The sequence below is a fragment of the Streptomyces griseobrunneus genome (assembly GCF_046713465.1).
GTDB classification, from domain to species: Bacteria; Actinomycetota; Actinomycetes; order Streptomycetales; family Streptomycetaceae; genus Streptomyces; species Streptomyces microflavus.
This window is the reverse complement of the sequence record NZ_CP177080.1, coordinates 5261825-5273830: the sequence shown is the minus strand read 5'-3', so window position 1 is coordinate 5273830 and position 12006 is coordinate 5261825. Positions and strand designations below refer to the sequence as shown.

10 protein-coding genes are annotated in these 12006 nt (G+C 70.6%); 8 read left to right on the top strand and 2 right to left on the bottom strand.

The genetic code is table 11. The features are described 5' to 3' along the window. Positions 1-64 precede the first annotated feature (64 nt). A complete protein-coding gene (locus ACK8N7_RS24000) occupies positions 65-508 on the bottom strand; it encodes a winged helix-turn-helix transcriptional regulator (protein WP_403213026.1) in 444 nt (147 codons plus the stop codon). A gap of 213 nt (positions 509-721) precedes the next feature. On the opposite strand from ACK8N7_RS24000, the gene ACK8N7_RS23995 reads away from it, so the two are divergent. The 7 genes from ACK8N7_RS23995 to ACK8N7_RS23965 all read left to right on the top strand — a co-directional run bounded on the left by ACK8N7_RS23995 (position 722) and on the right by ACK8N7_RS23965 (position 9197). After that, the gene (locus ACK8N7_RS23995) at positions 722-2164 is read left to right on the top strand and encodes an MFS transporter (protein WP_500445841.1); all 1443 of its coding nucleotides are present in this window, start codon (positions 722-724) and stop codon (positions 2162-2164) included. Further along, positions 2161-2802, top strand: a complete 642-nt coding sequence (locus ACK8N7_RS23990; protein WP_500444112.1) for a GNAT family N-acetyltransferase — start codon at positions 2161-2163, stop codon at positions 2800-2802. Before ACK8N7_RS23995 ends, ACK8N7_RS23990 begins: the two co-directional genes overlap by 4 nt. Positions 2803-3062: 260 nt before the next feature. Beyond that, positions 3063-3923 (top strand): siderophore-interacting protein, encoded by an 861-nt coding sequence (locus tag ACK8N7_RS23985; protein ID WP_500444111.1) that lies wholly within the window; start codon positions 3063-3065, stop codon positions 3921-3923. A 208-nt stretch (positions 3924-4131) separates the two neighbouring features. Beyond that, positions 4132-5580 (top strand): pyridoxal phosphate-dependent decarboxylase family protein, encoded by a 1449-nt coding sequence (locus tag ACK8N7_RS23980; protein WP_500444110.1) that lies wholly within the window; start codon positions 4132-4134, stop codon positions 5578-5580. Beyond that, a complete protein-coding gene (locus ACK8N7_RS23975; RefSeq protein WP_500444109.1) occupies positions 5564-6841 on the top strand; it encodes a lysine N(6)-hydroxylase/L-ornithine N(5)-oxygenase family protein in 1278 nt (425 codons plus the stop codon). The genes ACK8N7_RS23980 and ACK8N7_RS23975 overlap by 17 nt, the downstream gene beginning before the upstream one ends. Continuing rightward, positions 6838-7422 (top strand): GNAT family N-acetyltransferase, encoded by a 585-nt coding sequence (locus tag ACK8N7_RS23970; protein WP_500444108.1) that lies wholly within the window; start codon positions 6838-6840, stop codon positions 7420-7422. The genes ACK8N7_RS23975 and ACK8N7_RS23970 overlap by 4 nt, the downstream gene beginning before the upstream one ends. Further along, a complete protein-coding gene (locus tag ACK8N7_RS23965; RefSeq protein WP_403213036.1) occupies positions 7419-9197 on the top strand; it encodes an IucA/IucC family protein in 1779 nt (592 codons plus the stop codon). The genes ACK8N7_RS23970 and ACK8N7_RS23965 overlap by 4 nt, the downstream gene beginning before the upstream one ends. A 60-nt stretch (positions 9198-9257) precedes the next feature. Here ACK8N7_RS23965 and ACK8N7_RS23960 read toward each other — a convergent pair whose 3' ends face one another. Next, a complete protein-coding gene (locus ACK8N7_RS23960; RefSeq protein ID WP_500444107.1) occupies positions 9258-10922 on the bottom strand; it encodes a beta-N-acetylhexosaminidase in 1665 nt (554 codons plus the stop codon). Positions 10923-11054: 132 nt separating this feature from the next. Here ACK8N7_RS23960 and ACK8N7_RS23955 point away from each other — a divergent pair, with 132 nt between their 5' ends. Beyond that, positions 11055-11939: a DUF4429 domain-containing protein gene (locus ACK8N7_RS23955; RefSeq protein WP_500444106.1), complete on the top strand. Its 885-nt coding sequence runs from the start codon at positions 11055-11057 to the stop codon at positions 11937-11939. Positions 11940-12006: the final 67 nt, after the last annotated feature.

Genomic DNA, 12006 nt, shown 5'->3' with positions numbered 1-12006 from the left:
GCGAGCGAAGAACCCCCTCCCGTACCGGCCCCTCACTCGAAGCCGACCTCAGCTCCCCCGCCCCTCAGGCGACGGGCGCCTCCGCGGCCTGGCGGCTGTCGTACTCCGCGCGCGCCCTGGCGATCTCCTGCTGGTGGCCCTCGGTCCAGTCGACCAGGGTCCGGATCGTCGTGTGCAGGGTCGCGCCCATCGGCGTCAGCTCGTACTCCACGCGCGGCGGGACCACCGGATAGACCGTGCGCCGCACCAGGCCGTCGCGTTCGAGCTGGCGCAGGGTCACCGTCAGCATGCGCTGGCTGATGCCGTCGATCAGGCGGCGCAGCTCGGAGAAGCGGAGCGTCCGGCGCTCCAGGTGCGCTATGGCGAGCAGCGACCACTTGTCCGCGACGCGGTCGAGGATCTGCCGCACCTCGCAGCCCTCGCGGACGTCCCACTGACTGATGTCGAAGTCCTGCTCGTCGCCGGTATCGCAGCAGTGACTCGGTGACTTCGAAGTGCCTTCTTCCATGGTCCCCCACAGTGCCGCATGCTTCGAGTGGTTACAAGAGGGAACCGACCAGCACTTCGGTAACTCACGTTCGGTCCAAGCGGATTGAGCGCCGCGCCCCTCGAATCCGCCACCCCGGACCGCTGTTGCGGCGGTTCGCCATGCCCTCTTCCTCGTCCAAGGAGAAGCCCCGTGTCCACACCACCCTCCCCTTCGAGCAGCGGCACCGACCGCATGACCGGCCGCGCGTGGGGTGTGCTGCTCGTGCTCTGCGGTGCGATCTTCCTCGAAGGCATCGACGTGGCCATGCTGAACGTGGCCCTGCCCGCGATCCGCGCCGACCTGGGGCTGTCCACCGGCACCCTCCAGTGGGTGATGAGCGCGTACGTCCTCGGCTACGGCGGCTTCATGCTGCTGGGCGGACGGGCGGCCGACCTGTTCGGGCGCAGGCGGATGTTCATCCTCTGGCTGGTGGTCTTCCTGCTCTTCTCCGGGCTCGGCGGGCTGGCCACCGAAGGGTGGATGCTGATCCTCGCCCGGTTCGTGACGGGCATCGCCGCCGCCTTCATGACCCCGGCCGGTCTGTCGATCATCACCACCGGCTTCCCGGAGGGGCCGCAGCGCAACAAGGCCCTGCTCGTCTACTCCGGCACCGCGGCGGGCGGCTTCTCCATCGGGCTGGTCGTCGGCGGTCTGCTCTCCGCCGTCGACTGGCGCTGGGTCTTCTTCGCCCCGGTCATCCTCTCCGCCGGCATCCTGCTCGCCGCACTGCGGCTCGTCCCCAAGTCGCCGCGCCCCGACCGCTCCGGGCAGGGGGTCGACCTGGCCGGAGCGGTCACCGTCACCGGCGGCATCCTGCTCCTCGTCTTCGGTGTCGAGCGGGCCACCCACGCCTCGGCCGCCTGGACGACCGCCACGATCGGCACCGCGCTCCTGCTCTTCCTCGCGTTCGTCCTCATCGAGCGCCGCTCGGCCTCGCCGCTGGTCCGCCTGGGCATCTTCCGCAACGGGTCGCTGGTCCGCGCCAATGTGTCGGGGCTGCTCTTCGCCGCGGGCTTCTTCGGCTTCCAGTTCATCGCCGTGCTCTATCTGCAGGAGCTGCGGGGCTGGTCGTCCCTCCAGACGAGTTTCGCCCTGATCGTCATCGGCGTGGACGCCGTTCTCTCCCCGCTGCTCACCCCGAAGCTCGTGGCGAGGTTCGGCAACGCGCGGGTCATCTTCGGCGGACTGCTCCTCGCCTCCCTCGCGTACGCACTGTTCCTGCCGCTCGGCGCGGACTGGACCTACCTCGCGATGCTCCCGAGCCTGGTCATGCTCGGTGTGGCCTTCTCACTGGCGTACGGTCCGCTGACGATCACCGCCACCGACGGCATCGCCGAGGAGGAGCAGGGCGTCGCGGGCGGGCTGCTCTACACCTCCTTCCAGTTCGGTGCCGCGATCGGCCTTTCCTCCGTCGCCGCCGTCAACATCGCTGCCACCGACGGGACTTCGCCGGCCGCCCTGCTCGACGGCTACCGGGCGGCGCTCGTCGTCCCGCTGGCCGCCGCCCTGATCGCCGCCGCCGTCAGCGCCTTCGGACTGCGGCGCCGGCCGGGCAGCCCGGCCGTGTCCGGGACCTCCTCATCCCCGGAATCCGTTCGACAGGCCGACCGGCCGTCGGGCAAAGTCCCTGCATGAACCACCGGTACTGGCCCCTCCACGGACTCCGCATCCGTACGCCCCGCCTGGAACTGCGGCTGCCCGACGAGGCGCTCCTCGACGAGCTGGCCTCGGTCGGCGCCGGCGGGGTGCACGCCCAGGACCGGATGCCGTTCACCGTGCCGTGGACGGACGGCGAGCCCGACGAGATCGGCCGGGCCACCTACCAGCACGTGCTGAGCACCATCGCCGGGTGGACGGCCCAGGAGTGGCACCTCTCCCTGGCCGTCCTCCACGAGGGCAAGGTCGTGGGGCGCCAGGACGTGATGGGCCGGGAGTTCGGCGTACGGCGCGAGGTGGTGACCGGGTCGTGGCTGGGCCTCGCCCACCAGGGGCAGGGCATCGGGACGGAGATGCGGGCCGCCGCCCTCCATCTGGCCTTCGAGGGGCTCGGCGCCCGGTACGCGGTCTCCGATGCCAGGACGGACAACGGCAGTTCGCTCGGTGTCTCGCGGCGGCTCGGGTACGAGCCCGACGGCCTCCAGATCCAGGTGATCCGGGGGGCGGCCACCACCCTGCAGCGGCTGCGGCTGGACCGGGCCGGGTGGGAGAAGCACCGCAGCGTCGACGTCACCGTGGATGGACTCGACGCCTGCCGCGCCGACTTCGGGGTCTGAGGCCCCCGGGGGGCGGGGCGAGCGGAGTGGGTGCCATGGCTGGCGGGGCGAAGCGAGGCGGGCGCCATGGGAGGCGGGCCGGGGCGGGCGTCATGGAGGCGCGCCCGCCCTCGGCCTTCCGGCGGGGCCGACACCCACGGCCGGGGTCCGCACGACACCGTGACCGCCTAGCAAGGTTAGGCCAACCCTCCTTCGAGCTGCCGTCGCCGGAGCCGGGCCCGTCCGCCCGCTGCTCCTGGCCCGTTCCGGAGGAGCCCTCGTTGACGACTGCCGCCGTGCCCCATGTCGCCCCGTTCCGGTTCTTCGACCTAGCCGTCCTGCGGGTCAGGCGGCTCGGCCCCTCCATGCTCCGGATCACCCTGGGCGGGCCCGGGGCAAAGGGGTTCAGTGCCGGGGGCCGCGACCAGAGCCTGTCGATCTTCCTGCCGCACCCCGGGCAGAGCGAGGCCGTGGTGCCCGAGGGTGAGGACGGGGCCTGGTACCCGAAATGGCGGGCGCTGCCCGAGGACGTCCGGGCGGTGATGCGGTCGTACACCGTGCGGGCCCAGCGCGTGAAGGCCGACGGCTCCACCGAGGTGGACATCGACTTCGCGCTCCACGGTGACGGCGGCCCGGCCTCCCGCTGGGCGCTCATGGCCACGGCGGGCGACCCGCTCAAGGTGCTGGGCCCCGCGGCCGAGGACAACACCTCCGCGCGCTTCCGGCCGCCGGAGGACACCGACTGGGTCCTCATCCGGGCCGACGAGACAGCCCTGCCCGCCGCATCCGCCGCCCTGGAGTGGCTGCCCGCGGGGATGCCCGCCCGGGTCTGGCTGGAGGTGCCGAAGACGGAGGACCGGCAGGCCCTCAACACCGCGGCCAAGGCCCGGATCAGCTGGCTCGTCCGGAGCGAGGGTGCCCTGCCCGCCGTGGAGGCCGTACGCGCCGCCGAGCTGCCGGAGGGCACCCCGTACGTCTGGATCGCGGGCGAGTCGTCCGAGGTGCGGGCGCTCCGCCGCCACCTGGTCCAGGAGCGCGGCTTCGACCGCAAGCGGGTCACCTTCGTCGGGTACTGGCGGCGCGGGCTCAGCGAGGAGCAGCTGCGGGCGGAGACGCTCGCCCGGGCCGGGGCCGTGGACTAGCCCTCCAGCTCCCCAGCCCCCGCCCTCAGCACACAGAGGCACCCCAAAGGCGAATCAAAGCGGACAACTTCCGCACCAACCAGAGCCCGGGGAGAGCCGGGGATCGAGTTAGGTTAGGCTCACCTCACTTCGACATCGCGTCTCTCGTCCCCCCTTTCCCTGCCCGGAGGGACGCGATGAAGTTCCCCTCACCCGGGAGGATCCCTTCATGCGTTCGCACCTGCTCAACAACACGACTGCGGAGCAGTACCGGCGTACCGTCACCGCAGGAGTGGAACGGGTCGCGGCCAAGATCGCCGCCACCGACCGCCCCTTCAGCGGAGTAGGCGTCGACGAGCTCTCCTCCGTCGTCGACGCGATCGACCTCGACCGGCCACTGGGCGATGCCACCGCCGCCCTGGACGAGCTCGGCGAGGTCTATCTCCGCGACGCCGTCTACTTCCACCACCCCCGCTACCTGGGCCACCTCAACTGCCCGGTCGTCATACCGGCCGTCCTCGGCGAGGCGGTGCTCTCCGCGATCAACTCGTCCCTGGACACCTGGGACCAGAGCGCGGGCGGCACCCTCATCGAGCGCCGGCTGATCGACTGGACCACCGAGCGCATCGGACTCGGACCGGCCGCCGACGGCATCTTCACCAGCGGCGGTACGCAGTCCAACCTCCAAGCCCTGCTGCTGGCCCGCGAGGAGGCGAAGGTCCGGCCCGAGCACTACACCCGGCTGCGGATCTTCACCTCCGAGTGCAGCCACTTCAGCGTGCAGAAGTCCGCCAAACTCCTCGGCCTCGGCCCGGACGCGGTCATCTCCGTCCCCGTCGACAGCAACAAGCGCATGCAGGCCGTGGCCCTCGCCCACGCCCTTGAGCAGTGCGTCGCCGAGGGCGCCGTCCCGATGGCCGTCGTCGCCACCGCCGGCACCACGGACTTCGGCTCCATCGATCCGCTGCCCGAGATCGCCGCGCTCTGCGAGCAGTTCGCCACCTGGATGCACGTGGACGCCGCGTACGGCTGCGGCCTGCTGGCCTCCCGTGAGCGCCGCGGCCTCCTCGAAGGCATCGCGCACGCCGATTCGGTCACCGTCGACTACCACAAGTCCTTCTTCCAGCCGGTGAGTTCCTCCGCCGTCCTGGTCCGCGACCGGGCGACCCTGCGCCACGCCCTGTACCACGCGGAGTATCTGAACCCGCGCCGGATGGCCGAGGAGCGGATACCCAACCAGGTCGACAAGTCCCTCCAGACGACCCGCCGGTTCGACGCGCTCAAGCTGTGGATGACGCTGCGCGTCATGGGCGCCGACGGCATCGGCGAACTCTTCGACGAGGTCTGCGACCTGGCCGCCGAGGGGTGGAAGCTGCTCGCCGCCGACCCGCGTTTCGACGTGGTGGTCCAGCCGCAGCTCTCCACACTCGTCTTCCGCCACATCCCGTCCGGTGTCACCTCCCCGGACAAGATCGACCGCGCCAACCTCTACGCCCGCAAGGCCCTGTTCGCCTCCGGCGAGGCGATCGTCGCGGGCACCAGGGTCGGTGCCCGCCAGTACCTGAAGTTCACCCTCCTCAACCCCGAAACGACCGTGGACGACATCGCCGCGGTCCTCGACCTGGTCTCCGGCCACGCCGAGCAGTACCTGGGAGACTCCCTTGTCCGCGCTTCCTGACCCCCACGACTTCATCGGGATCGGGCTCGGCCCGTTCAATCTCGGACTGGCCTGCCTGACCGAGCCGATCGACGAACTGAACGGTGTCTTCCTGGAGTCCAAGCCGGACTTCGAGTGGCACTCCGGGATGTTCCTCGAAGGGTCCCATCTCCAGACGCCGTTCATGTCGGACCTGGTCACCATGGCCGACCCGACCTCGCCGTACTCGTTCCTCAACTACCTCAAGGAGCGCGGCAGGCTCTACTCGTTCTACATCCGGGAGAACTTCTACCCGCTGCGGACCGAGTACAACGACTACTGCCGCTGGGCCGCCGGCAAACTGAGCAGCATCCGGTTCGACGAGACCGTGGAGGCGGTGACGTACGACGAGGGCGACCAGCTCTACACCGTGACCACCGCCGCCGGGACCGTCCTGCGCTCCCGGCACCTGGTCCTGGGCACCGGAACCCCGCCGTACATCCCCGAGGCGTGCCACGGCCTCGGCGGGGACTTCCTGCACAACTCCCTTTATCTGGAGGGGAAATCCGAACTCCAGAAGAAGAAGTCGATCACGCTGGTCGGCAGCGGGCAGAGCGCGGCGGAGATCTACTACGACCTGCTCTCCGAGATCGACACGTACGGCTACCGGCTCAACTGGGTCACCCGCTCCCCGCGGTTCTTCCCGCTGGAGTACACCAAGCTGACGCTGGAGATGACCTCCCCGGAGTACATCGACTACTTCCACGCGCTGCCCGAGGAGACCCGCTACCGGCTGGAGACCGGGCAGAAGGGGCTGTTCAAGGGCATCGACGGGGAGCTGATCGACGCGATCTTCGACCTGCTCTACCAGAAGAACCTGCCCGGCCCGGTCCCGACCCGGCTGCTCACCAACTCGGCGCTCCTCAGCGCGCGTTACGACGACGAGGGCGGCGCGTACAGCCTGGGGCTGCGCCAGGAGGAGCAGGGCAAGGAGTACTCCCTCACCACCGAGGGCCTCATCCTCGCCACCGGCTACCGCTACGAGGCGCCCGCTTTCCTGGCGCCCGTCCAGGGCCGGCTGCGCCACGACAGCCGGGGCCGCTTCGACGTGGCCCGCAACTACAGCATCGACACCACCGGGCGCGGGATCTTCCTGCAGAACGCCGGGGTGCACACCCACTCGATCACCTCGCCCGACCTGGGCATGGGCGCCTACCGCAACGCGTACATCATCGGCGAACTGCTCGGCCGTGAGTACTACCCGGTCGAGAAGTCCATCGCCTTCCAGGAGTTCGCGATATGAACCGCCCCGACACCAGCCGTGCCGAAGCCGGATCGCCCGGAAAACTCGGCGCGTTCACCGTCCGTCCGCTCGACCCCCTCGCCGACGCCGAGCTGGTGCACGGCTGGGTGACCCACCCCAAGGCCGTGTTCTGGCTGATGGGCGGGGCGAAACTCCAGGACGTGGAGCGGGAGTACATGGCGATCGCCGCCCACCCGCACCATGACGCGTTCATCGGCCTGCACGACGGCGAGCCCGCGTTCCTGATCGAGCGGTACGACCCCACCGAGGTCGAGCTGAAAGGCCTGTACGAGGCGGAGCCCGGCGATGTCGGGATGCACTTCCTCGTCGCGCCGACCGACACCCCCGTGCACGGCTTCACCCGGGCCGTGATCACCGCCGTGATGGATTTCCTCTTCACCGACCCGGTGGTGCGCCGGGTCGTCGTCGAGCCCGATGTCACCAACGGCGCCGTACAGGCCCTCAACAAAGCCGTCGGCTTCGAGGTGCTGCGGGAGATCGCCAAGCCGGAGAAGGACGCACTGCTCAGCGCCTGCACCCGCGAGCAGTTCGAAGCAGCAACCGGAGGAACCGACCGATGACGACCGCCCTCACCGACAGCGTCGCCCACCTCTCCCCGGACCGCTGGGCCACCGCAAACCGACTGCTGGTCCGCAAAGCACTGGCGGAATTCAGCCACGAACGGCTTCTCACCCCCGCTCCCCTCGGCGAAGGCCGCTACACCCTCCGTAGCGACGACGCGGGCACGGAGTACCGTTTCACCGCACGCCTCTTCGCCCTGGACCACTGGCAGATCGAGGCCGAGTCGATCACGCGCCACCGGCACGGGTCCGAAGTGCCGCTCGACGCGCTGGAGTTCTTCATCGAGCTGCGGGTCGCACTCGGGCTGACCGAGGACATCCTGCCGGTCTACCTGGAGGAGATCTCCTCCACCCTGGCCGGAACCGCCTACAAACTCACCAAGGAACCGGCCACCTCCCGGCAGCTCGTCGCCGCCGGTTTCCAGGCCATCGAGACCGGGATGACCGAGGGCCACCCCTGTTTCGTGGCCAACAACGGCCGGCTCGGTTTCGGGGTCGACGAGTACCGTGCGTACGCCCCCGAGGCCGCCTCCCCGATCCGGCTGGTGTGGCTGGCCGCCCGCCGCGACCGGGCCACCTTCACGGCGGGCGCCGGTCTCGACTACGACTCGCTGGTCGCGGACGAGCTGAGCGAGGAGACCCGGGAGCGGTTCGCCGCCACCCTGCGCTCCCTGGACCTGGACCCGGACGCGTACTTCCTGCTGCCCGTGCACCCCTGGCAGTGGTGGAACAAGCTCGCCGTCACCTTCGCCGGTGAGCTGGCCGAGCGCCGCCTGGTCGTGCTCGGGGAGGGCGAGGACGCCTACCTCGCCCAGCAGTCGATCCGTACGTTCTTCAACACCGACCACCCCGGGAAGCACTACGTCAAAACGGCGCTGTCCGTCCTGAACATGGGCTTCATGCGCGGGCTCTCCGCCGCGTACATGGAGGCCACGCCCGCCATCAACGACTGGCTGGCCGGGCTGATCGAGCGCGACAGGCTGCTGACCGGCGCCCGGTTCTCGATCATCCGGGAGCGGGCCGCGATCGGCTACCACCACCGGGCGTACGAGGCCGCCACCGCCAAGGGCTCCCCCTACCTGAAGATGCTGGCCGCACTCTGGCGCGAGAGCCCGGTGGCGGGTCTGGAGCCGGGTGAGCGGGTCGCCACCATGGCCTCCCTGGTCCACACCGACCACGAGGGCCGCTCGGTGGCCGGGGCGCTCATCGAGGAGTCCGGGCTCGACCCGCAGGTGTGGCTGCGGCACTACCTGGACGCCTACCTCGTCCCGGTGCTGCACAGCTTCTACGCCTACGACCTGGTCTACATGCCGCACGGCGAGAACGTGATCCTGGTCGTGGAGGACGGTGTCGTCACCCGCACGATCTTCAAGGACATCGCCGAGGAGATCGCGGTCATGGACCCGGACGCGGTGCTGCCGCCGAAGGTCGACCGGATCCGCGCCGAGGTCCCCGAGGACATGAAGCTGCTGTCGGTCTTCACCGATGTCTTCGACTGCTTCTTCCGTTTCCTGGGCGCGGGCCTGGCCACCGAGGGGGTCCTGGACGAGGACACCTTCTGGCGGACGGTCGCCGAGTGCGTGCGCGGCTACCAGGAGTCGGTGCCCTACCTCGCGGACAAGTTCAAGCAGTACGACCTGTTCGAGCCGGAGTTCGCGCTCTCCTGCCTCAACCGCCTCCAGCTGCGCAACAACCAGCAGATGGTCGACCTCAACGACCCAGCGGGAGCGCTTCAGTTGGTGGGCCGCCTGAAGAACCCGATCGCGAAGTTCTGAGCGGTCGTCACAGACCGGTGAGCGCCCGGGGACGGTCCCCCGGGCGCTCACCTTCTTTCCTCACGGCCCCCAGTCCACCTGCGGGGAGCGGTAGAAGTCGATCCCCAGCGCGGTCAGCCGCGGCCCCTGGGCGGCCAGCCGCACCCTGTACGTCTCCCAGTCCCGGGCCGCCGCCGGTGACCAGCCGATCTCGGCGGCGCCGAGCAGCCTCGGGAAGGCCATCCGCTCGATCTCCGTGCTGTCGGTGAGCGTCTCGGTCCAGATCGGCGCCTCCACCCCGAGGACGGCCTCCTGCGGGGCTCCCTCCAGGTAGGTCGCCGGATCCCAGTCGTACGACCTCCGCACCTCCACCAGTCCGGCCCAACTCAGCCCGAGCGGGGTGTCCTTGGTGTACTTCATGTCCAGGTAGACCCGGTCGGCCGGGGAGAGCACGAGCTTGGTGCCGCCCTTCGCCGCTTCGGCCACCTGCTTGCGCTCGGCGGCGCCCGTCCGGTCGTACCCCCAGTACTGCGCCACCGCGCCCTTCACCGGCACCGCGCCGGTCAGCTGGTGCCAGCCCATCACCGTCTTGCCGTACTTCCCGACCACCGCCTGGGCCTTCGCCATGAAGGCCACGTAGTCCTCATGGCTGGTGGCGTGCGCCTCGTCGCCCCCGATGTGGAGGTACTTCCCCGGGGTGAGGGCGGCCAGTTCGCGCAGCACGTCGTCCACGAAGTCGTACGTCAGCGGCTTGGGCACGCAGAGCGAGCTGAAGCCGACCGTGGTGCCGGTGTAGAGCGGCGGGGCGATCCCGTCGCAGTTCAGCTCGGCGTAGGAGGCGAGGGCGGCGTTGGTGTGGCCGGGCAGGTCGATCTCCGGTACGACCTCCAGGTAGCGGGAGGCGGCGTACCGGACGATCTCGCGGTACTGCGCCTTCGTGTAGTACCCGCCGGGGCCGCCGCCGACCTCGGTGGAGCCGCCGTAGGTGGCGAGCCGGGGCCAGGAGTCGACGGCGATCCGCCAGCCCTGGTCGTCGGAGAGGTGCAGATGCAGCTTGTTGACCTTGTAGAGGGCGAGCTGGTCGATGTACCGCTTCACCTCGGCGACCGAGAAGAAGTGGCGTGAGACGTCCAGCATCGCGCCCCGGTAGCCGTAGCGCGGCGCGTCGGTGACCGTGCCGCCCGCGACCTTCCAGGGCCCCTTCCGCCGGCTGTCCTCCTCCACCCGGTCCGGGAGGAGCTGGCGCAGCGTCTGGACGCCGTGGAAGAGCCCGGCCGGGGCGCGGGCGGTGATGGTGAGCGCGGCGGGCGTGGAGCGCAGCCGGTAGCCCTCCTCGCCCAGGCTCCGGTCGCGGGAGCCCAGCTCCAGCCGGATGCCTCCTGGGCCCGGCCGGTCGGTGACGGGCAGCGCGTAGCCGGTGGCGGGGCGCAGGAGCTCCGCCAGGTACGCCCCGATCCGCCGGACCTCGGCGGAGCCGCCCGCCACCCTGACCGGGGTCGTGGAGGTGATGGCGTACGGGGAGCCGCCCGGCACCACCTTCGCGGGGACGGGCACGAGCTGCCCGAGGGGGCGGGGTACGGAGGCGGCGGCGACGGAGGAGGTCGCGGCGGTGGAGGAGAGGGCGGCCGCCACGACGATCAGCAGCGTGCCGAGGAGGGTGGGGAGGGGTCTGCGCCGGGCCGTACGGGGAGGTGCGGTCCGCCGGGTCGTACCTGGGGTCTGCCGGGTCGTACGTCGCTGTCGCACAAGCCTGTCCCTTCGACGGGTCCACCTGCGGATCCAACGGGCAACTCGAACGCCGGTCATGCGTATCGCGGAGCCGTGGACGGGTCAAGGACCGAGGGCCGCCCCCGGCCACCGGCTGGCAGAATCGCGGGCATGGCAGAAATCATCCAGCGGGACGGCACATGGACGTTCGACGGGGAGACGGTACGCATCGTGCCGGGGGGCAAGGCGCACCCCGTCCGGCTGGCGCTGGGTGAACTCGCCGTGCCCGTGGAGGCCTTGGCGGGCATCTCGTTCGAGCAGGAGCGCAAGGGCGGCCGGCTGCGGCTCCGGCTGCGCGGTGGCGCCTGCCCGGTGCTGCGGGCCGCCGACGGGCGCCTCAAGGATGGCTCCGACCCGTACGTCCTGGCCGTGGAGAAGGACCGTACGGGGGTGGCGGAGTACTTCGTCGACGAGGTCCGCAACGCGCTGCTGATCGAGCAGGTCCCCGAAGGGCCGGTGGACCGCTTCCTGCTGCCGGGGCCCGCGCTGCCGGTCTCCGGCGGGGGCGGCGACGGCACGGCGTCCTTCGACGGCGAGACCGTCCGGCTCACCTGGAACTGGAAGGCCGAGGAGGCCAAGACCGCCGGCGGTCCGGTGTCCTTCCCGCTGTCGCGGATCGCGGGGGTGCGCTGGCTGCCCTCGATAGGCATGGAGAACGGCTCCCTGCGGTTCGAGCCGGCGGAGGGACCCGTCTCGGCCCCGCCGAAGTACGACACGTACTCCCTGGATCTGTGGGGGCTGTCCAAGAAGGAGTACACGGCCGTCCTGGTCGCGGCGGCGGTCCTGGCCCGGCTGCCGCAGGCCCGTACGGCCGTGGAGGCGCCCGCCGGGCCCCCGGCCCTCACCAGGGCGCCCGCCCCTGCCTCCGCCCCGGCGGCGGACGATCACGACGTGCTGCTGCGCCGGCTGCGGGAGCTGGGCGAGCTGCACCGGGCCGGGGTCCTCACCGACGAGGAGTTCAGCACGGCGAAGCAGGCGATCCTGAGCCGCATGTGAGCCGCATGTGACCCGGATGGGAGCCACACCTCATCCATGTGACCGATTCGAGCACCTTTTCAGCCCC

Bases quoted from the DNA above. Each gene is read 5' to 3' on its own strand.
- ACK8N7_RS23995 (WP_500445841.1), top strand. From the start codon at position 722: ATGACCGGCCGCGCGTGGGGTGTGCTGCTCGTGCTCTGCGGTGCGATC.
- ACK8N7_RS23965 (WP_403213036.1), top strand. From the start codon at position 7,419: ATGACGACCGCCCTCACCGACAGCGTCGCCCACCTCTCCCCGGACCGC.
- ACK8N7_RS23970 (WP_500444108.1), top strand. From the start codon at position 6,838: ATGAACCGCCCCGACACCAGCCGTGCCGAAGCCGGATCGCCCGGAAAA.
- ACK8N7_RS23980 (WP_500444110.1), top strand. From the start codon at position 4,132: ATGCGTTCGCACCTGCTCAACAACACGACTGCGGAGCAGTACCGGCGT.
- ACK8N7_RS23955 (WP_500444106.1), top strand. From the start codon at position 11,055: ATGGCAGAAATCATCCAGCGGGACGGCACATGGACGTTCGACGGGGAG.
- ACK8N7_RS24000 (WP_403213026.1), bottom strand. From the start codon at position 508: ATGGAAGAAGGCACTTCGAAGTCACCGAGTCACTGCTGCGATACCGGC.
- ACK8N7_RS23990 (WP_500444112.1), top strand. From the start codon at position 2,161: ATGAACCACCGGTACTGGCCCCTCCACGGACTCCGCATCCGTACGCCC.